The following is a 24,704-nucleotide window of genomic DNA, read 5'->3' as shown; positions in this document are numbered from 1 at the left end:
GGTCGGTCGCTCAGAGGTACTTGTGGAAGAACGCGATGGCGGCCTTCAGCGCTTCACCGGTCGCCTCCGGCTGGTCGTACAACTCGTAGTGGGTCACACCTTCGAGGACCTTGAGTTCCTTGTCCTTGGACGCCGCGCGGCCGTAGAGCTCCATGCCCAGCCGGTAGGAGGCGAACGCACCCGGCTTGTCGCCGACCACCACCAGCAGCGGCTGGGTCAGGAAGGTCTCCGCGTGGGCGTAGGCGTCCCAGGTGGCCAACACACCCTGACGAGCGAAGTTGAAGCTGGTGCAGCCGTTCTCGTGTGCGCCCCGGTCAGTCTTGTAGTACTCGGTCGCCTCGAGGACGTCGACGTCGGTCAAACCGTTGTCCTTGGCGACGTCGACCGACGGCGGCAGCAGGTCGTTGATCTGCTGCTTGCCGCCGCGTGCCTCGGCGGTGCGCTGAGCCGCGACCGCTTCGAGCATGCCGATCGGGTCGTACCCGGAGAAGCCCTCGCGCATCAGTCGCCCCACGTTCGAGCCGGCCACCGTGGTCAGCGCCTTGATCCGGCGGTCGATCATCGTGGCTGCCACGGCATAGCCGGCGCCGCCGCAGATGGCGAGAACGCCGATCTTCTCCTCGTCGGCCCAGGGCTGGGCGACCAGATAGTCGATCACGTAGCTGAAATCGCTGGTCCGGAACGAGGGGTCCTCGGTCAGGCGGGGTTCGCCGCCGCTCTCGCCCTGAAAGCTGGCGTCGAACGTGATCGCGACCATGCCCTGCTTGGCCAGGCCGGCGGCGTAGATGTTGCCCGCGGTCTGCTCCTTGACGCTGCCGGTGGGATGAGCGGAGATGACGACCGGGTGCTTCTCGGTCGTGTCCAGGCCCTCGGGGAAGTACACGTTGGCCGCGAGATCCCAGGCCACAGCGGGGATCTTGACGGCGGTGACGGTGAAGTTCGAGTCGCTCACTGCGAGGCTCCTAACAGTTGGAGTGGGGGCGGCACCCGGGGACGGCCCGCCGAATCGATCACTGTCCATGCTGTCGGCGGATGACACTGCGTACCAGTCTCCAATCGTTCCTAGGAACGATCTCTCCGACACAGGCATCACACTCAGTGTGGGGATTGTGCCTTCAGCCGGCCGAGCCGCTCCGCGGTCTCGGAGCCTTCGCGGACGAGGTTCACCATCAGTTGCCGCTCCGGTGCGCTGGCGTGCCGGAACACGTCCCAGTCGAAGACCAGCTCGCTCGTTGGCTGACATTCGGAGCACTGGGAGCGATGACGTCGAGTCCGGTCGTTGCAGCCGCTTCAGCCAACCGGTGATCGTAGGTGAGGATGGCATCAGCATCGAGCCGTATGGCCGCCTCCAGATGCAGAGCGTCGAGCGTGCGCAGGTACGGCAACGGCAGGAAACCCGCAGAACGATAAGTCGCCCGGTCGAGCGCTGCAAGCGCAACCCCGTCGAGGATCGCACTGACTCTTGCCTGATCCCGCCCCTCACGCACGGCCATCCGACGCAACTCGGTTTCAAGCAGATCACTTGAAACGAGCCTGACATTTGCTGCATCCAGCCATTTGACCAGCGCCTCAGTCTGCGCCTGTGACACGAGAAGCGCCCCGAAAGCGGACGTATCGACATAGACCAACGGAACGCTGCTCAACCTCGATCCTCTCGCAACTCGTCAATAATACGAGACATCGGGCGATCGTTTTCCGTTGGCTGCGGCGTGAGAGCGGCCCAGCCGCCGACGCGTTTGGCAGCCCGAGCTATCGGTAGCGTGGGTGCGGGCGCATCGAGGGGAACAATGCGTCCGACAGGGATCCCCCGGTTTGTCAGCACGAACGATTGCCCTTCGCCGACAGCGCGAAGCACACGGCCGGACTCGTTGCGTAGTTCACGCTGCGAGAGTCTCTCTGTCTGTGGCTCGATCGCACTCATGCACCAATCGTAGCACCCGCGCTACATAAAGAAGCGGAACTCGACCACTCATCCCTCAGCCAACAGCCGCCCGGTGGTGTCCCGCACCCAACTTCGGACCGACTCGGCCTCGGGGGATTCGCGGTCCTTGTCGGGAAGTCGATCGGGTCGTACTCGTAGTCCAGCTCAACCAAGTCGATGAGGCCGTGGCCCGGGTGGACCACATGGGTGTGTACCCAACTGACGAACTCCCGCTCGGTGATCTCGTCGCCCATCAGGTGCGGGGCCTGCTCGCGTGGCCGGGCGCATCCCAACCCGGACCCGACCACCACTCCCAGAAGTGCACAACGATATCCAGGCGCTTCGCCGGTTCACGCCGCCAGATCTTCCCAGTGTTACGGTCGGTGAACGATCTGATCGCACAACCAGCAGGACGCGCTTAACGCATCACGTCAATAACGTCAGACGTTAAATCTGAACTCCACCACGTCGCCGTCCGCCATCACGTAGTCCTTGCCCTCCAGCCGGACCTTGCCGGCCGCCTTTGCCTGCTGCATGCCGCCCAGCCGGATCAGGTCGTCGAAGGAGACCACTTCGGCCTTGATGAAGCCCTTCTGGAAGTCGGTGTGGATCACCCCGGCGGCCTCAGGGGCGGTGGCACCCTTGCGGATCGTCCAGGCCCGGGATTCCTTGGGGCCGGCGGTCAGGTAGCTTTGCAGGCCGAGGGTTTCATAGCCGACCCGGGCCAGCACGTCCAGGCCGGGCTCGTCAATGCCCATCTCGACCAGGAATTCGCGGGCTTCGTCCGGCTCCATCTCGACCAGCTCGGATTCGATCTTGGCGTCCAGGAAGATCGCTTCGGCGGGTGCCACCAGTTCGCGCATCCGGTCGAGCAGGGCGGTGTCGGTGAGTTCGTCGGAGTCGCAGTTGAAGACGTAGATGTAGGGCTTGGCGGTGAGCAGGAACAGTTCCCGCAGCGGTTCCCGGTCGACGCCGGCGGCGTAGATGCCGCGTCCGGAGTCGAGCACCTGCTGGGCGGCTTGGACGGCGGCCAGGGTCTCGCGGCGGTCCTTGTTGATCCGGGCTTCCTTCTCCAGCCGGGGGAGTGCCTTCTCGACGGTCTGCAGGTCGGCCAGGATCAGTTCGGTGGTGATGGTGTCGATGTCGTTGCCCGGGTTCACCGCGCCGTCGACGTGGGTGACGTCCGGGTCGCGGAACACCCGGGTGACCTGGCAGATCGCGTCCGCCTCACGGATGTTGGCCAGGAACGCGTTGCCCATGCCCTCACCCGCCGACGCACCCTTCACGATGCCGGCGATGTCGACGAAGCTGACCGTCGCCGGCACGATCCGCTCGGAGCCGAACTGCTTCGCCAGTTGGGGCAGCCGCTCGTCCGGCACCCCGACCACCCCCACGTTGGGTTCGATGGTCGCGAAGGGGTAGTTCGCCGCCAGCACCTCGTTGCGGGTGAGCGCGTTGAACAGGGTGGACTTGCCCGCGTTGGGCAGCCCGACGATGCCGATTGTCAAAGCCACGCGGGACAGCGTAGTGGCGTGGCCGGGCCGGCCCCGCTATGCCCGCAGCCGGGCGGTCAGCCGCTCCTTCACCGGTGGCCACTCGTCGGCCAGCATGCTGTACATCACCGTGTTGCGCACCGAGCCGTCGCGACGCCGCTTGTGGTGCCGCAGTTCGCCGTCCCGCTCGGCGCCGAGCCGTTCGATCGCCTTCTGGCTGGCGTAGTTCTCGTGGTCGGTGCGCCAGCCGACCACGGCGGCGTCCAGGGTCTCGAAGGCATGGCTGAGCAGCAGCAGTTTGCAGGCCGTGTTCACGTGGGTGCGTTGCACGCTGCGTCCGTACCAGGTGTAGCCGATCTCCAGCCGGCGGACGTCCGCAACGATGTCGTGGTAGCTGGTGCTGCCCAGGACCAGTCCGGTGGCGTCGTGCAGCACCGCGAACGGCACCCGGTCCGGTGCGGCCAGCGCCTCGGCGATGTAGCCCGCCTCCTCGCCCGGCGCCGGCACGCTCGTCACCCGCAGCGTCCACAGTTCGCCGTCGGCCGCCGCTGCCGCCAACCCGGACGCGTGCTCGGACGTCAGCGGCGCCAGCCGGACGCCCCAGCCGGTCAGGCTGACCGGGGTGACCCAGGTCTGCTTCACCGGTCGCCGACGGGCAGGTAGGGGCGACGATCAGAGCCGGTGTAGAGCTGCTTGGGCCGGATGATGCGCTGGTCCGGGTCGGTCAGCTGCTCCTGCCAGTGGGCGATCCAGCCGGCCGTCCGCGGCACCGCGAACAGTACGGTGAACATCTCGCTCGGGAAGTTGAGCGCCTCGTAGATCAGCCCGGAGTAGAAGTCGACGTTGGGGTAGAGCTTGCGCGAGACGAAGTACTCGTCGTTGAGCGCGATCTTCTCCAGTTCGAGCGCGATGTCGAGTAGCGGATTGGTGCCGCGAACCTCGAACACGTCGTCGACGGCCTTCTTGATCACCTTGGCGCGGGGGTCGTAATTCTTGTAGACGCGGTGGCCGAAGCCCATCAGCCGGCCGTTGCCGCCCTTGATCCCCTCGATGAACTCGGGCACCCGGTCGAGGCTGCCGATCTCGCGCAGCATCCGCAGCACGGCCTCGTTGGCGCCGCCGTGCAGCGGCCCGAACAGGGCGCCGATGCCGGCGCCGCACGAGGTGTAGAGATCGTTGCCGGACGAGGCCACCGTGCGCACCGCGGTGGTGGAGCAGTTCTGTTCGTGGTCGGCGTGCAGGATGAACAGCACCTCGAGCGCGCGGGTCAGCCGCGGATCGGCCCGCCAGACCCGCTGCTGCGACTGGAACAGCATCGCCATGAAGTTCTCGACATAGCCGAGCTCGTCGCTGGGATAGACCGGGTGGCGACCGATCGAATGACGGAACGCCGCGGCCGCCAGGGTGGGCATCTTGCCGAGCAGCCGGAAAGAGTTCAGCTTGCGCGACTCCGCGTCGGAGATCCGCCGTGACGACGGATAGAAGGTCATCAGCGAGGCGACCGAGGCCATCAGCTTGGCCATCGGGTGGGCGTCGTAGCGGAACGCCCGGATGATCTCGTGCACGTTCTCGTGCACCAGTCGGTGCCGGTTGACCTCTTCGTCCCAGCCCTCGAGCTCGGACGCCGTGGGCAGTTCGCCGTTGATCAACAGGTAGGCGACCTCGAGGAAGGTCGAGTGCTCGGCCAGCTCCTCGATCGGATAACCCCGGTGTTCCAGGATGCCGGCGTCCCCGTCGATGTAGGTGATTGCGCTCCGGCAGGCCGCCGTGTTCACGAACCCAGGGTCGTAGGAGGTCAGCGGGCCCAGCTCGGTCGGGACGGCGGACAATCCGGTCGCGCGAATCGCGCCCTCCGCGATCGGCAGGTCACCGGAGTAGTCCCCGGCGCTGATGTGCAACGATTCGGCCATGCTCGCACCCTATGCAGGCATTGTCGGCCACCAAATAGCCGCCGGAGTCTGAGATCGGTCGGGTTCGGGAGGGTCGGCGCTCCGCGCGTCCGGGCAATACGATGAAGCAATGCTGATCGTCACCACCAACGACATCCCCGGTTACCGTGTCGAAGCCGTGTTCGGCGAGGTCATGGGCATGACCGTACGCTCCGCCAACATCGGCGCGAACTTCGTCGCCAGCTTCCGCGCCATCGGCGGCGGCGAGGTGAACGAGTACACCCAGCTGGTCTACGACTCGCGGCAGCAGGTGATGGCCCGGATGTGGGAGCAGGCCACCCAGCGTGGCGCGAACGCGATCGTCGCCTGCCGGTTCGACACCGGCGAGATCGCGGCCCAGTTCTCGGAGGTGTGCTGCTACGGCACCGCGGTGGCCGTCGTCCCGATCCCGGAAGGCGAACCCGGTGCCACCCCGCAGTCGATCGCGGACGCGAAGGCGCGCGGCCAGCAGCTGCGCTGAGTCGCTGCCCGGCGGCGAGGCGGGCCCACTCGTCGGCTCGTGACGAGGCACGATGAGCGGGTTCGGATTCTCGACGATGAGGTTGTCATGGGCAGACTGCTGGGCCCACCCGATCTGATGCTCGCGCCCGGGCACTGGGTGCGCCGCGAGTTGATCGCCTGGCCGGTCGACGGTGTCCCGACCGGAGTCGACCCGTCCGGACTCGACTGGTGCCTGCACGCCTCGCCCGACGGCGGCATCGACCCCGCCGCCCGTGAGCCGGTCAGCTGGGCGACCGCAGAGGTTCGCTTCGACCCGGACGGGCTGCCTCCCGATGTGCTTGCCGAGCGGCCGCACCTGCGCGGCTACCTGGCTCTGCGGCTCGATCCGGAGACCGTCGCCCAGGCCGAGCGGCTCCTGCGCGGCCAGGTGGTGCTCAGCCTGCACCAGGCGTCCGGACGCTTGGTCAACGCCGGATCGCTGCAGGTGCCCGGCGTGCTCGACGACATCTACGCCGCCGCCACCCGGGCCGAGCTCGGGCTCCGCTGGAGCGACCGGACGCCGACGCTGCGGCTCTGGGCGCCGACCGCGCGAGACGTCCGGCTGCGGCTCTGGCGCGCGGGCGACGATCTGCGCGCTCCCGGACAGGCACTTCCGGCTGCCCGCGAGTCCGACGGCTGCTGGTCGATCTCGGGCAGTCCGGACTGGGCGGCCGCGCGTTACCGCTGGGAGGTCACCGTCTACGCCCCCAGCGGGCGCCGCGTCGTCACCAACCAGGTCACCGACCCGTACTCGCTTGCGCTCACCGTCAACTCGACCCACTCGGTGATCGTCGACCTCGCCGATCCCGAGCTCGCGCCCACGCAGTGGTGTCAGGCCGCTCAGCCCCGGCTCGGCCACGCCGTCGACCAGGTGATCTACGAGTTGCATGTGCGCGATTTCTCGATCAGCGACAAGAGCGTGCCGGCCGACGAGCGCGGCAGCTTCCTCGCCTTCACCCGCGACAGCCTCGGCACCCGGCACCTGAAACGCCTTGCCGACGCAGGTTTGAACACGGTGCAGCTGTTGCCGGTCTTCGACAACGCCAGCGTCGAAGAGGCCAAGGACCGGCAGCATCGCCCGCCGAAGTCCGATCTTCGAGCCGCTCCGGCCGACAGCCCGCAGCAGCAGCGGCTGATCGCGCTCACCGTCGCCAACAGTCCGTACAACTGGGGCTACGACCCGTGGCACTACCAGGCCGTCGAGGGCTCCTACTGTTCCAGCCTGGCCAGCGCCGAGGGTTCCGGACGCGTCCACGAGTTCCGCGCGATGATCGGCGCCCTGCACGGGCTCGGCCTGCGGGTGGTGCTCGACCAGGTCTTCAACCACACCGCCAGCTACGGCCAGAACACCAAATCGGTGCTCGACCGGATCGTCCCCGGCTACTACCACCGGCTCTCACCGCTGGGCCACACCGAGCATTCGACCTGCTGCCCGAACGTGGCCACCGAGCACGCGATGGCACAGAAGCTGATGGTCGACTCGGTGCTGCTGTGGGCCCGCGACTACAAGGTGGACGGGTTCCGCTTCGACCTGATGGGCCACCACAGCCGGGACAACATGATCGCCGTGCGGACCGCGCTCGACGCCCTGACGCCCCAACGCGACGGCGTGGACGGCCGTGCCGTGACGCTTTACGGCGAAGGCTGGAATTTCGGCGAGGTGGCCGACGACGCCCGGTTCGTCCAGGCTCGGCAGGGCAACCTGGGCGGCACCGGCATCGGCACCTTCAACGACCGGCTGCGGGACGCCGTCCGCGGCGGACGCCCGTTCGACCACGACCCGCGCGGGCAGGGCTTCGGCACCGGGCTGTTCACGGCGTCCAACGGGGCGGCGGTGAACGGCGACGGCTACCACCAGCGGGACCGGCTGCTGGCCGACACCGACCTGATCCAGCTGGGACTGACCGGAAACCTGCGCGACTACTGGCTGCCGTCCAACAGCCGGCGGATGTTCGTCCGCGGCGACGAATTGGACTACAGCGGCGGGCCGGCCGGGTACGCGTCCGAGCCGGACGAGGTGATCAGCTACGTCGACGCTCACGACAACGAGACCCTGTTCGACGCGCTGACCCTGAAGCTGCCGGCCGAGGTGCCGATGGCCGACCGGATCCGGCTGAACACGCTGTGCCTGGCGCTGGCAACGCTCGGGCAGGGGCCGGTGATGTGGCATGCCGGGACCGACATCCTGCGCAGCAAGAGCCTGGACCGGAACTCCTACAACTCCGGCGACTGGTTCAACTTCCTGGACTGGACGATGACCGACAACGGCTTCGGGGCCGGTCTGCCGCCCGAGGTGGACAACGGTCCCAAGTGGGACTTCTTCCGGCCCTTCCTCGCCGATCCGGCGCTGAAGCCCGCCCCGTCCGACATCGCCGAAGCGCACGCGCAGGCTCTCGACCTGCTGCGGTTGCGCGCCTCCACCCGGCTGTTCCGGCTGGCCTCGGGGCACGCGATCCGGACCAAGCTGACCTTCCCGGTCTCGAACACCGCCCATCAAGTACCGGGCGTCATCGTGATGCGGATCGATGACACCGTCGGCGAGCCGGCTCAGCACGACTGGCGCAGCCTGGTCGCCGTCTTCAACGCCACCCCGCTGCCGGTGCGGCTGGCGGTGCCCGGGCTGGACGGCCAGCATGTGCTGCACCCGGTGCAGGCGCGCGGGCACGACGTGATCGTGAAGGGCGCGAGGGTCGAGGGCGCCTGGGCTCGCGTTCCCGCCCGCAGCTTCGCGGTTTTCGTCCGGCCGTGGTGACGCCGCCTGAGTCTCTCTTCTCGATGAGGTGCCGATTTCCGCGCTCGATTCGATTGGAATCGTTTTAGCCGCCCAGGCGTGCGCATCGAGCGCGGAAATCGGTATCTCTTCGTCCGATGAAATTGTGTCGCGGGATGTGATCGGTAACACCTCGACTCGACGAAGGGGCGGACCGCCCGGCTGCTAGCTTTGCGGCCATGTCCTGGCCCGTTCGGATTGTCTCGGTGGGCAGCCACACCCCGTCGCGGCGGGTGACCTCCGCTGAGCTGGACGCCGCTCACGGCCGGTCTCCCGGCCTCACCTTCGCCCGTTCGGGAGTCGCCGAACGGCACTGGGTCGGTGCGGGCGAAACCAGTCTCGGCATGGTCGTCGGCGCGCTCCGCGAGGCGCTCGATCGGGCCGACTGGGACGCTGACCACCTGGACGCGCTGATCGTGGCCTCGGTGGTGCCCGAGCAGCCGATGCCGACCACCGCGATCCTGGCTGCCGCTCGGCTCGGTGCCACCGGCGGGAGGCTCCAGGCGTTCGATGTGAACGCGTCCTGCCTCGGCTTCCTGACCGCATTGCAGCAGGCGTGTTTCGGGATCGCGATTGGGCGCTGGAGTCGCGTCGCAGTCGCCGCGGTGGACATTGCTTCCAAGGGCCTCAACCATGCCGATCTGGAATCCAGTGCGCTGTTCGGCGACGGCGCCGCTGCGGTGCTGCTGGAGAACTCGGTCGAGGCCAAGCCGTCGGTCGAGCTTGTCGAGACCTCTGGGACGGTTGGTTTCGACAAGCTCAACCAGCGGCGGGTCGAAACCCCGGGCGGCGCGAGCGGTCCCGACCCGCTCGATCAGCGGCCGTCGGAGATTCTGGCGCTGCGGCTGACCGCGTATCCGAGCGCTGCCGAGCTGTGCCGGATTCCGGCCGGCGGCACCCGCTGGAACGCCATCACCCCTCCGCCGGACCCGTCCGACTACCTGTTCGCGATGGACGGCCTGGGGATGATGAAACTGGTCGCCCGGGAGATGCCCGGCTTCCTCGACGGGCTGCTCGACGAGGCCGGTGTCCGCGCTGACCAGATCGACGCGGTGGTCCCGCATCAGGCGTCCGGCCTGGGGTTGCGGTTTCTGCGCGAGCGGCTGCCGGTGCGCCGTGAGGCGGTGGTCGACATCCTGGCCGAGCACGGCAACCAGGTGTCGGCGTCGATGCCGACCGCGCTCGCCCACGCCGTCGCGTCCGGACGGCTGGGACGGGGGCAGCTGTGCCTGCTGATCGGGACCGGCGCCGGTCTGCTGTTCGGCGGCGCGGTGCTGCGGTTCTGACGCCTGGCATTCTTGGCGGGCGGAACCCGCCGAACCGCGGCGCGGACTCCTCGAAGGGAGGGCGATGAAGGGCATCGACGTGATCGTCGCCGGACACTGCGTGCAGCTGGAACGATTCGTCCGGCGCGGGGGAGCGTGGCGTCCGATCGAGTTCCCGTCCGCGGTGGCCGTCATTCCGCACCCGGACGGCGGCGTCGCACTGTTCGACACCGGCTACGCGCCCCGCTTCCACACCGCGACGGCGCGGCTGCCGTACCGGCTGTATGCCGCGCTGCTGCCGGTCAGCTGCGGCGAGTCGGACGCGGTGGTGACGCAGCTGCGCGAGCGCGGCATCGGCCCCGAGCAGGTGCGGCTGGTGGTGTTGTCCCACCTGCACGGCGACCACGTCGCCGGACTGCGCGACTTTCCGCAGGCCCGGGTGGTGGTCGGCGACGGCGCACTCGGCTCCGGCTGGCGGAACAGATCGGCCTGGACGAACACGGCGCACGGCTTCCTGCCGGCGCTGCTGCCCGACGACATCGACGACCGGTTGCTGCCGCTGGCCGAGCTGACGGTCGGCAGGACGGGGCTGGGTGGACGGCTGCGCAACGGCCATGACCTGTTCGGCGACGGCAGTGCGTTCGTGCTCCCGCTGCCGGGTCACACTGAGGGGCATCTGGGCTTGTGGTTGCCAGGTTCCGGAGCGGACGGCGTTCTGCTGGTGGGCGATGCGGTGTGGAACGAGCGCGCCTTCACCCACGGCGAACTGCCGCTGCCGCAACTGCGTGGCGATCGCCCTCGCTACGAGCAGGTGGTCGGCGAGTTGGCCCGGTTGCATGCTGAGCGGCCGGAGTTGGCGATCGTGCCGTCGCACTGCAGGGCCATCCTCGACCGGGTCCGCGCCGATGGCTGACCGGATGCGGGTGCTGGCTGCCGCGCTCGGCACCCGGCTGCGCCGATTCCCCACCCGAGCGGCGCTCGAGCGGCACCAGCGACGTCGGCTCCGGTCTGTGCTGAGCCGCGCTCGCCGGGTCTTCCCGTACTACGCCGACGTCCCGGACGCCGCATTGGCCGCCTTTCCGACGCTCAACAAGGCCGCCTGGCTGGCGCATTTCGACCAGCTCAACGATCGCGGGCTGAGACTCGAGGAGTGTCTGGAGGCGGCTCGCGCAGCTGAGAGCGGGCGCAGCTTCGACGCCGCGCTGAGCGGTGTCGGCGTTGGGCTGTCGTCGGGCACCTCCGGGCGTCAGGGCGTCTTCCTGACCTCGCCGGCCGAACGCGCCCGCTGGGCCGGCACCGTGCTCGCCAAGGCGCTGCCCAGCCTGCTCGAACCAGCCCGGGTGGCGTTGGTGCTGCGCTCGGGAGGACCGCTCTACCAGGCGGTCGACGGCGGCCGGATCTCTTTCCGCTACGTCGACCTGGCGCTCGACCCGGACGCCATCGCCGAACACTTGAGCGACTTCGCGCCGACCGTGCTGGCCGCACCTCCGCAGGTGCTCGACGACCTGGCCGCCCGTTCTTCGGTTGCTGCCGGGAAGCTGCGGCCGGCGGTCGTGTACTCGATCGCCGACGTGCTGGACAGCGATGTGGCGGCGCGGGTCGAGGCCGGCTTCGGCGTCGGCGTGCGGCAGGTGTACCAAGCCACCGAGGGCTTCCTGGGCATCAGCTGCAGTCAAGGCACCCTGCACCTGAACGAGGATCTGGTGCACGTCGAGCGCGAGGTGATCGACGAAGTCAGCGGCCGTTTCACGCCGATCGTCACCGATCTCTACCGGCGCACCCAGGCGATCATCCGGTACCGGCTGGGCGACGTGCTGGTGCCGGCTCCGGGTGGTTGCCCGTGTGGGTCGGTGTTCACCGCGATCGAGCGGATCGAGGGGCGCGCGGACGATGTGCTGCGGTTCGCCGCCGGCACTGGGGAGACCAGACCGCTGTTCGCAGACTTCGTCCGGATCGCGATCCTGGGTGCTCCCGCGGTGGCCGACTTCCGGCTGCTGCAGCGCGTCGACGGCACCCTGAGGCTGGCGGTGCGCCCGCAGCGCGCCCAGGCCTCCGCACATCTCGCGCTGCAGGGGCTGCTGCGTTCGCGTGGCCTGGTGGTACCCCAGATCTTCGGCATGCCCTGGCCGGTGGAGGGCCCGACGGCGAAACGGCGCCGCGTTCGCCGCGAAGGTTAGGGACGGTTCTTTCGGTCACTGGGGACGGTTCTTTTGGTCACTGGGGACGGTTCTCCCGGTCACTGGGCGGGACGACGGCGTCCGCGCCACCACGCCACCAGAGCGCGCCGGCCGTCCTCGACGCTGAGCAGCGGCGGCCCGAGCAGGGTGCGGCAGCGAGCCACGTCAAAGGTCTTGGAGTGGGCGAACATCGACACCCCGAAGGTGGTGATCGGGGGTTCGCGGTAGCCGAGCACGGTCGCTGAGGCGATCTCGGACGCCCGGGCCAGCGCCATCGCGACCCCCACCGGTACTCGCCGGGTCGGACGCGGCAGGCCCAGGTCGTCCAGTAGTCCGAACAGGAACGGGTACAACTCGACGGGTTCTCCGTTGGTCAGGTTGACCGGGCCGGTCACCCCGCGGGCGACCGCCTCGACCACGTAGTGGGCGACCACATCGACATGAGTCAGGTCGGTCAGCACCGGGTCCGGATTCGACCGCACCAGCAGGGGCAGGCGGCCGGCGCGGGCGGCCGTCACCACGCGTGGCAGCAGCACCGTGTCGCCCGGCCCGAACACCGCCCGGGGTCGCAGAATGCTCCAGTCGCCGACGTACGCCTCGAGCAGTCGTTCACCGGCCAGCTTGCTGCGCGAGTAGACGTTGATCTGGTCCGCGGGGGCCGGAATGGGGGAGTCCTCGGTGAGCCCGAGCTGGTCCTGGCGGGTGTAGAAGACACTCGACGACGACACGTAGTGCACCGGCGGGACGCCGTGGGAGCGGGCCCACTCCAGGACGTGCCGGGTGCCGTCCAGGTTGGCCCGCCGGTAGGCCTCGGGTCGTGCCCAGGGCGAAGCCAGCGCCGCGCAGTGCGCTACCGCGTCCACGGTTTCATCGAGCCGCAACGGGTCGGCCAAGTCGTGCCGGTGGTAGCCGTCCACCTCGACGACCGGACGCGGTTGGCGTCCCAGTCCGACAACCTGCCAACCGCGGTCCCGGGCCTTCGCGGCCACCCGACCCCCGACGAACCCGTTGCTGCCGGTGACCAGGATCCGCATCGTTTCACCGTAGCCGCACTCGGAGGGACGGTTCTCCCGGTCACCGGGGACGGTTCCTTGGTCACGACGGACGCCTGCCCCGGGCTGCATAGATGCCCGCCAACATCGATCAGGCGACCCGGAGAACCGTCCCCAGTGACCAAACTGTTGACCAAGAGAACGCAGAGTGACCGAAAGAACCGTCCCCGGTGACCGGGAGAACCGTCCCTGGTGACCAGAAGAACCGTCCCTGGTGACCGGGAGAACCGTCCCTGGTGACCGGGAGAACCGTCGCCGGTGACCGGCAGAACCGTCCCTGGTGACCAAAGGAACCGTCCCTGGTGACCGGGAGAACCGTCCCTGGTGACCGGGAGAACCGTCGCCGGTGACCGGCAGAACCGTCCCTGGTGACCAAAGGAACCGTCCCCGGTGACCGGGAGAACCGTCCCTGGTGACCGGGAGAACCGTCGCCGGTGACCGGCAGAACCGTCCCCGGTGACCGGGAGAACCGTCCCCGGTGACCGGGAGAACCGTCCCCGGTGACCGGGAGAACCGTCGCCGGTGACCGGCAGAACCGTCCCCGGTGACCAAAGGAACCGTCCCCGGTGACCGGGAGAACCGTCCCCGGTGACCGGGAGAACCGTCCCCGGTGACCGAAAGAACCGTCCCTGGTGACCGGGAGAACCGTCCCCCGGGTTCGGGGGGCGGGGCAGTGGTTCCCTCGCCGGGGCATGGTCACTAAGCTGAGCCCGGCTTATTGGCAGGGAGGACAAATAATGTCTGACGCCGTCACCGAGACCTCGCTGACCCGCGCGGAACGACTGGATCGACTGCCGTTCACCCGCAAACACGGCAAGCTCCTGCTCGGCTCGGGTGTCGGCTGGGCACTGGACGCGATGGACGTCGGGCTGATCTCGTTCGTGATGGCCGCGCTGGCCGCCCAGTGGAAGCTGGACGCCGGCACGCTGTCCTGGATCGGGTCGATCGGCTTCGTCGGGATGGCCATCGGCGCCTCGGTCGGTGGACTGCTCGCCGACCGGATCGGACGCCGCCAGGTCTTCGCCCTCACCCTCCTGGTCTACGGCATCGCCACCGGGGCGTCCGCGCTGGTGGGCAGCGTGGCGATGTTGATCGTGCTGCGCTTCATCGTCGGCATCGGACTGGGTGCCGAGCTGCCGGTCGCGTCCACCCTGGTCAGCGAGTACGCACCCAAAGCCATCCGCGGCCGGGTGGTGGTGGCACTCGAGGCTTTCTGGGCGATCGGCTGGATCCTCGCGGCGCTGATCGGCTACCTGGTCGTCCCGTCCTCCCCGGACGGCTGGCGCTGGGCGCTGGCGGTCGGCGTCGTCCCCACCGCCTACGCGGCCGCGATCCGCTGGGGGTTGCCGGAATCCGTCCGGTTCCTGGAGTCGAAGGGACGCATCGCAGAGGCCGAGGACGCGGTCCGTGGCTTCGAGGCATCCGCGGGAGTCCCGCCGGTAGCCAGCCCGGACGCCGCCCCCGCTGCCGCGACCCCGACGGACTCGATCTGGTCACCGGCCTACCGCGCCCGGACCGCGGCGCTGTGGGCGGTCTGGTTCTGCATCAACCTGTCCTACTACGGCGCCTTCATCTGGATCCCGACCCTGCTGGTGCAGCGCGGCTTCCCGCTGGTCCGCTCGTTCGAGTTCACCCTGATCATCACCCTCGCCCAGCTGCCCGGCTATGCCGTCGCCGCCTGGCTGATCGAGAAGTGGGGACGCCGGCTCACCCTGGCGGTGTTCCTGGCCGGCTCAGCCGTCGCCGCCGCCGCGTTCGGGTTCGCCACCACCGAGACGCTGATCATCGTCACCGGCTGCACGCTCTCCTTCTTCAACCTCGGTGCCTGGGGGGCGCTGTATGCGGTCGGGCCGGAGATCTACCCGACCGGGGTGCGCGGCAAGGGCACCGGGGCCGCGGCGGCCTTCGGCCGGATCGCGTCCATGCTGGCCCCGCTGAGCGTGCCGCTGATGCTCGGCGCCGGCGGGATGGTGCTGGTCTTCGGCGTCTTCGGCGTGGCCTTCCTGTTGGCCGCCGGGGCTGCTCTGGTGCTCCCCGAGCACACCGGACGCGCGCTCGAAGGGTGACCGTGGTCCCACGACACGAACACTCTTCTTCGAACGCACTCATTCCGTGATTTTTCACACCCAATGCGAGACCGCCGACCGCCCGCTCCCCAACCGCGGCGGACAGCCAATAGGGTTGGCCTGTTCGATCCCGTCGTCTCCCGCGCAGTGAGGCGCGACATCCGAGAGGAAGTTCTGATGAGCAATCTGACCTGGACGGAGCAGGACGCGAAGGCGGTCGACATCGCCCGCGTGCTGGCTGCGGACGCCGTCGAGAAGGTCGGCAATGGTCACCCGGGTACGGCGGTGTCGTTGGCTCCGATCGCCTACCTGCTCTACGCGAAGCTGATGAAGTCGGACCCGTCCGATTCGCGCTGGCTGGGCCGTGACCGGTTCGTGTTGTCGGCCGGCCACTCCTCGCTCACCCAGTACACCCAGCTCTACCTGCACGGCTTCGGGCTGGAGTTGGACGACATCGAGAGCCTGCGGACCTGGGACTCGTTGACCCCCGGCCACCCCGAGTTCGGCCTCACCAAGGGTGTGGAGTGCACCACCGGTCCGCTGGGTGCGGGCGTCGCGAACGCTGTCGGATTCGCGATGAGCGCCCGGCATTCCCGCGAGCTCTACGACCCGTCGGCCACCCCGGGTGAGTCGGTGTTCGATCACGATGTGTACTGCATCGCCGGTGACGGCTGCATGCAGGAGGGGGTCTCGGGTGAGGCGTCCTCGCTGGCCGCCACCCAGGAGCTGGGCAATCTGTTCCTGATCTACGACGACAACCGGATCTCGATCGAGGGCGACACCAAGATCGCCTTCTCCGAGGACGTCGAGGCCCGTTACGCCGCCTACGGCTGGGACACCCACCACGTCGACTTCACCAATGGGTTCACCACCTACGAGGAGAAGGTCGCCGAGCTCTACGACGTCCTCGAGCGGGCCAGGGCGGTCGCCGGCAAGCCGCACTTCATCAAGGTGACCACGATCATCGGTTGGCCGCTGCCGACCAAGGCCGGTGACCACTCGGTGCACGGTTCCAAGCTGGGTGGCGCGGAGATCACCGGGCTGAAGCAGGAGCTGGGCTTCGAGGACACCCCGTTCGCGATCGACACCGCGGTTGTCGATGAGGTCCGGGCGAACTCCGCCGCCCGGGCGAAGGAGTTGCGGGCCGAGTGGGATCCGCGCTTCGAGGCGTGGCGCTCGGCCAACCCGGAGAAGGCCGAGTTGCTCGACCGGGTTCTCGCCCGGGAGGCACCGGCCGATCTGGACGCCGCGCTGCCGGTCTTCGAGCCTGGCTCGATGGCCACCCGGGCAGCCTCGGGCAAGGTGCTTTCGGCGATCGCGGGCGCTGTCCCGGAGCTGTGGGGCGGCTCGGCCGACCTGGCCGGGTCGAACAACACCACCATGGCCGGGGTGAACTCGTTCATCCCCGCCGAGCGGTCCAGTCACGAGTTCACCGGGGCGCCCGGGGGTCGGACGCTACATTTCGGCATCCGCGAGCATGCGATGGGCAACATCCTGAACGGGATCACCATGGACGGCCTGTCGCGGGTCTACGGCGGCACCTTCCTGGCGTTCGTCGACTACATGCGGATCACCCCGCGGCTGGCGGCGCTGTCGCACGTGCCGACCATCTTCGTCTACACGCACGACTCGATCGGCGTCGGCGAGGACGGCCCGACGCACCAACCGATCGAGCAGATCATGGCGCTGCGGCTGACCCCGAACCTGGACGTCGTCCGGCCCGGTGACGCCAACGAGACCGCGCACGCCTGGGCGCAGATCCTGCGGACCAAGAACCACCCGGCGGCGCTGATCCTGTCCCGGCAGAACCTGCCGATCCTGGACCGTGGCGAGGGCACCGGCCTGGCCGGCGCCGAGAACGCCGTGCGGGGCGGCTACGTGCTGAAGGAAGCCTCGGCGGAGCCCGAGGTGGTGCTGATCGGCACCGGGTCCGAGCTGCAGGTCGCGGTGGCCGCCGCTGAGGCGCTGGAGGCCGAGGGCATCCCGGCGCGCGTGGTGTCGCTGCCGTGCGTGGAGTGGTTCCATGCCCAGGACGCCGACTACCAGGCCGAGGTGCTGCCGGCCGAGGTCCCCAAGGTGGTCATCGAGGCCGGCGTCCGGGTCGGCTGGAAGGACCTTCTGGGCGGCAACACCGAGGCGATCGGCATCGACCACTTCGGCGCCTCCGCCGACGGCGCCCTGCTGTTCGAGAAGTTCGGCATCACCGCCGACGCCGCCGTCGCAAAGGCCAAGACCTTGCTCGGCTGATCCAGCCCGGACGCCGGACCGGCCTCTAGGCCCTCCGCGATCAGTTCTGCCCTCCCGTCGACGGGAGGGCAGAACTGATCGACAAGGGCTGGTCATCGCTGGTCGAGCTTGTCGAGACCCTTCCGCCAACGGTTTTCGACCGGCTCAACCAGCGAAACTCAGCGTTGATCAGCGCTTGCATGAGGAGGGCTTTGTGGGTCGCGTGATAAATGTCATCGATGTAATTCACTCGCCGACAAGGGCAGGCGCACCTCGGCCATTCTTGCTCGACGGACGTCGTCGAAGGTATGAACCCTCGATCGAGCCTGAATGCCTGACTCGATGAGAATGAGATGTATAAGCCCAAGTCAGAAGGGGTTTGATCGAGAATCCTGAAATGTCAACCCTCAAGTTCTCAGTTGCTCTTCCGGTAAGGATCTCGGTAGCTAACAAGGGTGCGAAATCTTCCCAGGCTGATGTCACCCCCCATCGCGTTCGCCCTGGTAGCCGCCTGCGCACTGCTCGGTGTCAGCGGCGTCGATGCGGCCACGGTTTCGAAGAATGCGAAGGAGGCATTCATCGCCCGCGTGGCTCCCGCGGCACAGCAGGCGCAGCGGACCTACGGCGTCCCTGCCTCGGTCTCGATCGCCCAAGCGATCCTCGACAGCGACTGGGGCACCTCGGAGGCGGCGCAGAAGGGCCGCAACTACTTCGACACGGCTTGCGGCGCCAAGATGACCGCCGCGCAGTTCGCCGACCTCGCCGAGGACCAGGTCGGCAAGCCGTACGTCCTGGGTGCCGAAGCCGTCGTGAGCAACCCCGATCCCGCCAAATTCGACTGCTCCGAACTGGTGGAGTGGCTCTATGCCCGGTCCGGGAACCGGATCACCGACCTGGCCGCCGCGCAGTACAACGTGACCAAGCGAGTGACGGGCTCGCCGAAGGCCGGGGACCTGGTCTTCCTGCGGAACAATCCGGCACGATCGAACGGAATCGGCCACGTCGCTGTTCTCACCAAGAAGCTCGACAACGGCGACTGGCGGATCATCGAGGCACGCGGCCGCGCCTACGGGGTCGTCCGAACTACCCTGCGCTACTGGAAGACCCGCAAGTACTACGCCGGCCTACGCCGCTCGTCGTCATTCGTGCTCGCCGGCAGGGACGGCATCGCCGCTTCCGCGGCGAGCGCGTTCCAGGCCGGCTGCGTCAACATCGGCAAGGCGAGCTACGCCAAGTACAACTCGGTCAGCGACTCGTTCGCGGCGCATGCGGCCGCCGTCGTCCGGGACTCCGGGTATGCCGCGGCCCGCAAGGCGATCGGCGACCTTCCCGACTATGTCAACGCCATCGCCAAGGTCGAGCACGGCAAGGACGCCGCAGCCTACGCGGCCAAGCTGACCGCTCTGATCGCCGAGCACGACCTGCGCGACTACGACAGCATCGCGCTCACCCTGGTGCTCGTCGGCAAGGATTCGGGGGCCAAGGTGACCGCGCTGCAGTACCTGCTCAGGGCGGCCGGCTACCCGGTGGGTGTCACCGGACGCTACGACGCCGCGACGGTGTCCTCGGTGAAGAAGTTCCAGAAGGCCATGCGGCTCGAGGCAGACGGCGAGGCCGGTCCGATCACCTTGACCGCGCTGGCCCCCGCGCTGGCTCCGGGCGCCAAGGGCGACGCGGTGCTCGCACTGTCCGCGTTGCTGGCGGCGGGCGGGCAGCCTGCGGGCGTCGTCTCCAGCTTCACCACCGCGGTCGCCGAGGCCGTGTCGGCCTTCCAGGCGACCGCGGGCCGGGCGGCGACCGGACGCGTCGATGCGCGGACCTGGGCCGCTCTGTTCATGACCGTGGACGGCGCCAATCCCAAGGTGAGCGGCAAGGCGGTGGTCGGGCAGACCCTCACCGCCGCCGCCGGCGGCTGGGGTCCCGGGTCGGTCGAGCTGTCCTACCAGTGGTTCCGGGGTGGCCAGCCCGTCGCCGGGTCGACCAAATCCAGCCACCGGGTGACCGAGGCCGACGCCGGCCTGACGCTGAGCGTCCGGGTGACCGGGACGAAGCGGATGTACACAACCACCGCGCGGACGTCGGCTGCGACGGCCACCGTGCCGCGGCTGAACCTCTCGGCCACGCCCGCCCCCACCGTCGTGGGGACCCCCGAGGTCGGCAAGGTGCTGACCGCGAAGCCCGGCACCTGGACGCCGGCGCCGGTCACGCTGGCCTACCAGTGGTACCGGGGCAGCCTCCGGGTCGCCGGCGCCACCGACCCGAACTATCCGGTCACCGCGGCCGATGCCGGCTCGACCCTGTCCGTGCAGGTGACCTCCGCCAAGCTCGGATACTGGCCGGTGACCCGCAGTTCCGCCGCTACCGCGGCCGTCCCGAGGCTCGTCACGGCGGCAGCTCCGACCATCGTCGGGACCCCCCGGGTGGGGGTGGCGCTCACCGCCAAGCCCGGGGAGTGGGGACCGGCCGGAGTCTCGCTGGGCTACCAGTGGTACCGCGACGGCAAGGCCGTCAAGGGCGCCACCAAACCGGTCTATCTCCCGGCGGTGGCCGACCTCGGCGGATCTCTGACGGTGCGGGTGACCGGTTCGCTCAAAGGTGCCCAGCCGGTGAGCCGGGTCTCCGTCGCCACCGCCGACGTGGCCAAGGGGATTCTGACCGGCAAGGCCCCGAAGGTCACCGGAACGCGCAAATCCGGTCACACCTTGAAGGTGGACGCCGGCACCTGGTCGCCGGGCGGGGTCAGCGTCACCTACCAGTGGTATCGCGGCTCCGGCCTGGTCAAGGGAGCCACCAAGACCAGCTACCGGCTGACCGCCAAGGACAAGGGCACGACGGTCAGCGTGGTCGTCCGGGCGAGCAAGGCGGGTTACGCGACCACCGAGTACAGGACCGGTGTGCCGATCGCCAAGTGAGTGGCGACCTCCGCCGACGGTCCGCTACCAGTCGTCGCCGGAGCACTCGATGGTGAGCGCGACCGGAATCGTGCCGGCCGGCTGCCCGTTCGCGACGGCGGTCAGTTTGCCGGTCACCGTGAACGCCGAGCCCTTGCCGGTCAGGTCGACCGAGCTGCCGGCGCCGGGCTGGGCGGCGTCGTAGCTCAGCGTCCGGGCGACCAGCTCGGAGTCCTCACCCAACTCGATGGTCAGCTTCGCCACCGTGGTGCGGCGCGCTGACAACAGCAGGGTGGCCTCGATGCTGCCGAAGAAGTCGTTGCGCCGGTCCGCAACGGCCAGGGTCGGCACCCCGGCGGCCGTCCGGCAGGTGCCGGTCATCGACGTGCTCGCCTCGGTGTACAGGGTCAGCGAACCGGTCGCCTTGACGCCGGGCGTGGACGCCGCGGTCTCCTGCGGTGTGGTTGACGGGGTGGCCGACGGCGACGCCGGCGCACTGGCTGCCGGGGACGCCGACGGCGAACCAGGCACCGCGCTGGCCGGCGGGTTGAGCACCGGCGGGGTCTTGGCGCATCCGGTGAGCGCGGTGGCGGTTCCGGCGGCCAATGCCACGGCCGCACGTCCCCACCGGTGTCCGGGTCGGGGGCTGTTGGGTCCAGTCACGCTGATCATGCTGGCCCCCGGGCGGCCGGGTAGCGGACCCGACGCGCTGGCGACCACCGATTCGGCATGGTCTGCCGGCACCGAAAGTTCGCCGGGCACCGAGGGTTCGCCGCAGCCGGGACGGCGCGGCGGCCGCATACGCTGGCGCCATGGATCCTCTCGGCAAGCTGTCCTCTTTGCTGCGCAAGTCCGCCGTGGGCGAGCAGGTGATTCTCGAACTCGACCTCGATCACTCGGTGCTCAGCAACGCTCCCGCCAACCCGCTGGAGGCGCTGAAGCTGATCAACGCTCCCACCATGAGGGCCCTTCGCGACGGGTTGCGGCAGTCGGCGTCCGACCCCGCGGTGCTCGGGCTGCTGGTGCACATCGGGACCTGCCAGATCACCGCGGCACAGTGCTGCGAACTCGCCGACCTGCTGGCCGCCTTCGGCGAGCACAAGCCGGTCTGGGCGCACACCGAGTCGTTCGGCGAGTTCGGCACCGCGCTGCTGCCCTACGTGCTCGCCGCGCACGCCGACCAGATCTGGGTGCAGCCCACCGGCGAGTGCGGCCTCGGCGGCGTCCGGGCCCAGATCACCCTGCTGCGCGGCAGCTTCGACAAGCTCGGCGTCGAGCCCCAGTTCGGGCAGCGCAAGGAGTACAAGACGGCCGGCGACACCTATGCCGCCCACGAGATCTCGCCGGCGAACACCGAGATGATGCAGCAGATCACCAACTCGATCACGCACTGGGCGGTCGACGCGATCGCGCAGCGCCGCGGTCGCACCACCGAGCAGGTCTGGGCCAGCGTCGATGCCGGGGTGCTCACCGCGGCGGAGGCCCTGGAGCACGGGCTGATCGACCGGGTCGGCTACCGCGACGAGGCGTACGCCGCCGCTCGGGAGGCCTGGACCGGGCAGCAGGCCGGCCTGCGCTACGTGCACCGGCACGTCCAGGCCTCGGCTGTCCGCGAGCTGGTCGCCAGTCGTACCAAACCCGCGATCGCCGTCGTCGAGGTGCGCGGCCCGATCATCAGCGGACGCCCGCAGCGGCAGGGCAGCAGCCAGCCGGTCGCCGCCCTGTCCGTGGTCGGGTCGCACCTTCGAGCAGCCGCCGCCGACCCCGCGGTGAAGGCGGTCGTGCTCCGGGTCGACTCGCCGGGCGGTTCGGCGGTCGCCTCGGACGCGATCCGGCGCGAGGTGCTCCGGCTGCGTGAGTCAGGCCGCCCGGTGGTGGCCTGCATGGGCGACACGGCGGCGTCCGGCGGCTACTTCGTGTCGATGCCGGCCGACGAGATCGTTGCGCAGCCCACCACTTTGACCGGATCGATCGGAGTGGTGGCCGGCAAATTCGTGATCACCGAGTTGAAGAAGAAGCTCGGCCTGGTGTTGTCCGATGTCAGCTCGGGCGCCTGGGCGTCCTACCTGTCGCCGAACAGCCGCTTCACCGAGCAGCAGTGGGCTGCTCTCCATCGCCGGCTCGACGAGATCTACGCCGACTTCACGGCCAAGGCCGCGAGCGATCGGCGGATGCTGCTGGACGAACTGGAGCCGCTGGCCCGCGGCCGGGTCTGGACCGGCGTGGACGCCCGCGAGCGCGGCCTGGTCGACCACCTGGGCGGGATGGGGCTGGCCATCGACCGGGCAGCCGCACTGGCTGGCGTGAAGACCGGCGATGTGACGGTGCGGGCAGTGTCGAAGCTGGGCTTCCTGAGCCAGCTGCGGCCAGCCGAGTCGAGCGAGCAGGTGTCCACCTCGATCGCGCTGCCGACCCGCCGGTTCGACCTCGACGCGATGATCGAGTCGGCCGCGGCCGAGTTGGGCCTGGCCGCCGCCGGCGCGCTGAGCCTCCCGTTCGCGATCGAACTGGACGCCGGCCTGGGCCGCTGACATCCGCCCGGCCGGTCGCGCCGGTGGTACCGAGCGGGGTCGCCGAGACAGCTCTCCCGCCCCGGCGCAGTGGGTCCCTAGACTGAACCGACACCTGTTGCAGACCGTCAGGAGCACCCGTGTCCACATCCTCCGACCAGCCCTCCACGCGCGGCCGTAGCCGAGCCCTGTGGGTGAGCGGCGGCGCCGTGGTCGTGCTCGGCGGCGCCTACCTCGCCGGCTACGCGCTGGCCGGTGACAACGTCCCGCGCAACGCCACGGTGGCCGGCGTGGCGATCGGCGGGCTGTCCGCGGAAGCCGCCGCCGAGAAGCTCCGGTCGGAGTTGGGCCCCCGGTTGAGCCGTCCGCTGCAGGTGAGTGCCGGCGACCACACGCTGCGCACCACGGCGTCCGAGCTGGGGCTGGGCATCGACTATGCCGCCACCGTCGCGAACGCGGGGGCCGGCCGGTCCTGGAATCCGATCGCGATCGTCGCCGCGCTCACCGGCGGCGGCGAGCACCGGCCGGTCGTCACCCGGGACACCGCCAAGCTGGCCTCGGCGGTGGATCAGCTGGCGCAGGAGGGTGACGTCGAGCCGACCGATGCCGGGCTGAGCGTGCGGGGGACGACGGTGGTCCGCTCCGAGAGCGCGCCCGGGGTGAGCGTGCAGCGACCGCAGACGGCCGACGCGCTGGCCGCGCAGTTCGTCGACAGCACTGAGCTGTCCGCGGTCGTCGTACGGACCGAGCCGCGGATCAGCACCGCCGAGGCCGATCGGGTGGCGGACACGATCGGACGGCAGGCGCTGGCCTCGCCGATCACCGTGCGGACCGGGGCGTCCGGTTCGTTCGAGTTGAGCCCGGGGATGATCGCCGCCGGGCTCTCGTTCCAGCCCGCCGAGGGCACCCTGAAAGCCCGGCTGGACGCCGGCAAGCTGATCAAGGCGGCCGCCGGGCCGATCAAGGGGCTGGGCCTGAAGCAGCCGAAGGACGCCGTGATCACCCTGGCCGGCGGCAAGCCGACGATCATCCCCTCCGCCGACGGCGTCGGGCTCGATCCATCGGCGCTTGCCACCGCCGCGCTCGGCGTCCTGGACCGGCCGGCCGGACGGTCGATCACCGTGCCGGCCACCACCCAGAAAGCGGCGTTCAGCACCGACGACGCGAAGTCGCTCGGGGTGAAGGAGATCACCGGCACGTTCACCACCTACTACCCGGGGTCGGCCTACCGGGTGAACAACATCGGCAAGGCGGCCCGACTGGTCAACGGCACCTTCCTCAAGCCCGGCGAGACCTTCAGCATGAACGCCACGCTGGGCAAGCGGACCGCCGCGGCCGGCTGGATGGCCGGCGGCGGCATCGAGGGCGGGCAGATCAAGACCCTGCTGGGTGGCGGCATCTCCCAGGCGACGACGACCACCTTCAACGCCATCTTCTTCGCCGGCCTGGAGGACATCTATCACAAGCCGCATTCGCTTTACTTCAGCCGGTACCCGGTGGGCCGGGAGGCCACCCTGGACTGGGTCAGCGTCGACATGAAGTTCCGCAACGACTCGCCGCACGGGGTGCTGTTGCAAGCCTGGACGACCGGCAAGGTCGGCCAGACCGGGTCGGTGACGGTGCGGGTGTGGTCCACCAAGCGCTACACCGTGAAGGCGTCCAGCCCGGTGCGCAGCAACTACCGCGGTCCCGGCGCGGTCCGCTACGACTCGTCGCCCGGCTGTGTCCCACAGAGCGCGATGAGCGGCTTCGACGTCCGCTTCAACCGGCTGTTCTACCAGGGCAAGAAGCTGGTGAAGTCCGAGCCGTTCTTCTGGCGGTACAACACCCTGACCCCGGTGGTCTGCGGCAAGAAACCCTGACCGCGACATCGGGGGACGGTTCTTTTCGTTCGAATCTCGCAT

General features: G+C 69.2%; 18 protein-coding genes. 10 read left to right on the top strand and 8 right to left on the bottom strand.

Going from position 1 to position 24,704, the window contains the following annotated elements:
* Positions 1 to 10: 10 nt before the first annotated feature.
* From QM711_RS16505 to QM711_RS16480, 6 genes are all read right to left on the bottom strand, one after another.
* Positions 11 to 952: an alpha/beta hydrolase gene (locus QM711_RS16505; protein ID WP_415101303.1), complete on the bottom strand. Its 942-nt coding sequence runs from the start codon at positions 950 to 952 to the stop codon at positions 11 to 13.
* Between the two features lie 217 nt (positions 953 to 1,169).
* Positions 1,170 to 1,643 carry a type II toxin-antitoxin system VapC family toxin gene (locus tag QM711_RS16500; protein ID WP_415101301.1) on the bottom strand — a complete coding sequence of 158 codons (474 nt, stop codon included), beginning with the start codon at positions 1,641 to 1,643 and terminating at the stop codon, positions 1,170 to 1,172.
* A complete protein-coding gene (locus QM711_RS16495; RefSeq protein ID WP_415101299.1) occupies positions 1,640 to 1,921 on the bottom strand; it encodes a type II toxin-antitoxin system Phd/YefM family antitoxin in 282 nt (93 codons plus the stop codon). The genes QM711_RS16500 and QM711_RS16495 overlap by 4 nt, the downstream gene beginning before the upstream one ends.
* Before the next feature lie 440 nt (positions 1,922 to 2,361).
* Positions 2,362 to 3,435 carry a redox-regulated ATPase YchF gene (gene ychF / locus QM711_RS16490; RefSeq protein ID WP_415101297.1) on the bottom strand — a complete coding sequence of 358 codons (1,074 nt, stop codon included), beginning with the start codon at positions 3,433 to 3,435 and terminating at the stop codon, positions 2,362 to 2,364.
* 36 nt (positions 3,436 to 3,471) lie between these two features.
* Positions 3,472 to 4,056, bottom strand: a complete 585-nt coding sequence (locus tag QM711_RS16485; protein ID WP_415101295.1) for a GNAT family N-acetyltransferase — start codon at positions 4,054 to 4,056, stop codon at positions 3,472 to 3,474.
* On the bottom strand, positions 4,053 to 5,324 hold the full coding sequence (locus tag QM711_RS16480; RefSeq protein WP_415101293.1) for a citrate synthase: 1,272 nt from the start codon (positions 5,322 to 5,324) through the stop codon (positions 4,053 to 4,055). The genes QM711_RS16485 and QM711_RS16480 overlap by 4 nt, the downstream gene beginning before the upstream one ends.
* Positions 5,325 to 5,433: 109 nt before the next feature.
* Here QM711_RS16480 and QM711_RS16475 point away from each other — a divergent pair, with 109 nt between their 5' ends.
* The 5 genes from QM711_RS16475 (at position 5,434) to QM711_RS16455 (ending at position 12,055) form a co-directional block, all read left to right on the top strand.
* A complete protein-coding gene (locus QM711_RS16475) occupies positions 5,434 to 5,823 on the top strand; it encodes a YbjQ family protein (protein ID WP_415101291.1) in 390 nt (129 codons plus the stop codon).
* A gap of 87 nt (positions 5,824 to 5,910) precedes the next feature.
* The gene (gene pulA, locus QM711_RS16470; protein ID WP_415101289.1) at positions 5,911 to 8,595 is read left to right on the top strand and encodes a pullulanase-type alpha-1,6-glucosidase; all 2,685 of its coding nucleotides are present in this window, start codon (positions 5,911 to 5,913) and stop codon (positions 8,593 to 8,595) included.
* 197 nt (positions 8,596 to 8,792) lie between these two features.
* Positions 8,793 to 9,899 carry a 3-oxoacyl-ACP synthase III family protein gene (locus QM711_RS16465; RefSeq protein WP_415101287.1) on the top strand — a complete coding sequence of 369 codons (1,107 nt, stop codon included), beginning with the start codon at positions 8,793 to 8,795 and terminating at the stop codon, positions 9,897 to 9,899.
* A 64-nt stretch (positions 9,900 to 9,963) separates the two neighbouring features.
* On the top strand, positions 9,964 to 10,791 hold the full coding sequence (locus QM711_RS16460; protein ID WP_415101285.1) for an MBL fold metallo-hydrolase: 828 nt from the start codon (positions 9,964 to 9,966) through the stop codon (positions 10,789 to 10,791).
* Positions 10,784 to 12,055, top strand: coding sequence for a F390 synthetase-related protein (locus QM711_RS16455; protein WP_415101283.1), 1,272 nt, complete (start codon positions 10,784 to 10,786; stop codon positions 12,053 to 12,055). Before QM711_RS16460 ends, QM711_RS16455 begins: the two co-directional genes overlap by 8 nt.
* Positions 12,056 to 12,114: 59 nt before the next feature.
* On the opposite strand, the gene QM711_RS16450 is transcribed toward QM711_RS16455, so the two are convergent.
* Positions 12,115 to 13,089 carry an NAD-dependent epimerase/dehydratase family protein gene (locus QM711_RS16450; protein ID WP_415101281.1) on the bottom strand — a complete coding sequence of 325 codons (975 nt, stop codon included), beginning with the start codon at positions 13,087 to 13,089 and terminating at the stop codon, positions 12,115 to 12,117.
* 755 nt (positions 13,090 to 13,844) lie between these two features.
* Here QM711_RS16450 and QM711_RS16445 point away from each other — a divergent pair.
* The 3 genes from QM711_RS16445 (at position 13,845) to QM711_RS16435 (ending at position 20,311) form a co-directional block, all read left to right on the top strand.
* On the top strand, positions 13,845 to 15,173 hold the full coding sequence (locus tag QM711_RS16445) for an MFS transporter (RefSeq protein WP_415101279.1): 1,329 nt from the start codon (positions 13,845 to 13,847) through the stop codon (positions 15,171 to 15,173).
* A gap of 174 nt (positions 15,174 to 15,347) precedes the next feature.
* Positions 15,348 to 17,420, top strand: coding sequence for a transketolase (tkt, locus tag QM711_RS16440; RefSeq protein ID WP_415102292.1), 2,073 nt, complete (start codon positions 15,348 to 15,350; stop codon positions 17,418 to 17,420).
* 455 nt (positions 17,421 to 17,875) lie between these two features.
* Positions 17,876 to 20,311 carry a peptidoglycan-binding protein gene (locus QM711_RS16435; RefSeq protein ID WP_415101277.1) on the top strand — a complete coding sequence of 812 codons (2,436 nt, stop codon included), beginning with the start codon at positions 17,876 to 17,878 and terminating at the stop codon, positions 20,309 to 20,311.
* 24 nt (positions 20,312 to 20,335) lie between these two features.
* Here QM711_RS16435 and QM711_RS16430 read toward each other — a convergent pair whose 3' ends face one another.
* A complete protein-coding gene (locus QM711_RS16430; protein ID WP_415101275.1) occupies positions 20,336 to 20,953 on the bottom strand; it encodes a lipoprotein LpqH in 618 nt (205 codons plus the stop codon).
* 149 nt (positions 20,954 to 21,102) lie between these two features.
* On the opposite strand from QM711_RS16430, the gene sppA reads away from it, so the two are divergent.
* Both sppA and QM711_RS16420 read left to right on the top strand, forming a co-directional pair.
* A complete protein-coding gene (gene sppA / locus QM711_RS16425; protein WP_415101273.1) occupies positions 21,103 to 22,821 on the top strand; it encodes a signal peptide peptidase SppA in 1,719 nt (572 codons plus the stop codon).
* 119 nt (positions 22,822 to 22,940) lie between these two features.
* Positions 22,941 to 24,662, top strand: coding sequence for a VanW family protein (locus tag QM711_RS16420; RefSeq protein ID WP_415101271.1), 1,722 nt, complete (start codon positions 22,941 to 22,943; stop codon positions 24,660 to 24,662).
* Positions 24,663 to 24,704 lie beyond the last annotated feature (42 nt).

Origin of the sequence: Micropruina sp. (assembly GCF_047602385.1) — a bacterium.
Lineage (GTDB): Bacteria > Actinomycetota > Actinomycetes > Propionibacteriales > Propionibacteriaceae > Micropruina.
This window is presented reverse-complemented; position numbering and strand designations above follow the sequence as displayed.

What these genes read in the sequence shown, in the direction of transcription:
- QM711_RS16445 (WP_415101279.1), top strand. Translation starts at nt 13,845, where the DNA reads ATGTCTGACGCCGTCACCGAGACCTCGCTGACCCGCGCGGAACGACTG.
- QM711_RS16475 (WP_415101291.1), top strand. Translation starts at nt 5,434, where the DNA reads ATGCTGATCGTCACCACCAACGACATCCCCGGTTACCGTGTCGAAGCC.
- QM711_RS16435 (WP_415101277.1), top strand. Translation starts at nt 17,876, where the DNA reads ATGTCACCCCCCATCGCGTTCGCCCTGGTAGCCGCCTGCGCACTGCTC.
- QM711_RS16455 (WP_415101283.1), top strand. Translation starts at nt 10,784, where the DNA reads ATGGCTGACCGGATGCGGGTGCTGGCTGCCGCGCTCGGCACCCGGCTG.
- pulA (WP_415101289.1), top strand. Translation starts at nt 5,911, where the DNA reads ATGGGCAGACTGCTGGGCCCACCCGATCTGATGCTCGCGCCCGGGCAC.
- QM711_RS16460 (WP_415101285.1), top strand. Translation starts at nt 9,964, where the DNA reads ATGAAGGGCATCGACGTGATCGTCGCCGGACACTGCGTGCAGCTGGAA.
- QM711_RS16465 (WP_415101287.1), top strand. Translation starts at nt 8,793, where the DNA reads ATGTCCTGGCCCGTTCGGATTGTCTCGGTGGGCAGCCACACCCCGTCG.
- QM711_RS16495 (WP_415101299.1), bottom strand. Translation starts at nt 1,921, where the DNA reads ATGAGTGCGATCGAGCCACAGACAGAGAGACTCTCGCAGCGTGAACTA.
- sppA (WP_415101273.1), top strand. Translation starts at nt 21,103, where the DNA reads ATGGATCCTCTCGGCAAGCTGTCCTCTTTGCTGCGCAAGTCCGCCGTG.
- QM711_RS16450 (WP_415101281.1), bottom strand. Translation starts at nt 13,089, where the DNA reads ATGCGGATCCTGGTCACCGGCAGCAACGGGTTCGTCGGGGGTCGGGTG.
- QM711_RS16480 (WP_415101293.1), bottom strand. Translation starts at nt 5,324, where the DNA reads ATGGCCGAATCGTTGCACATCAGCGCCGGGGACTACTCCGGTGACCTG.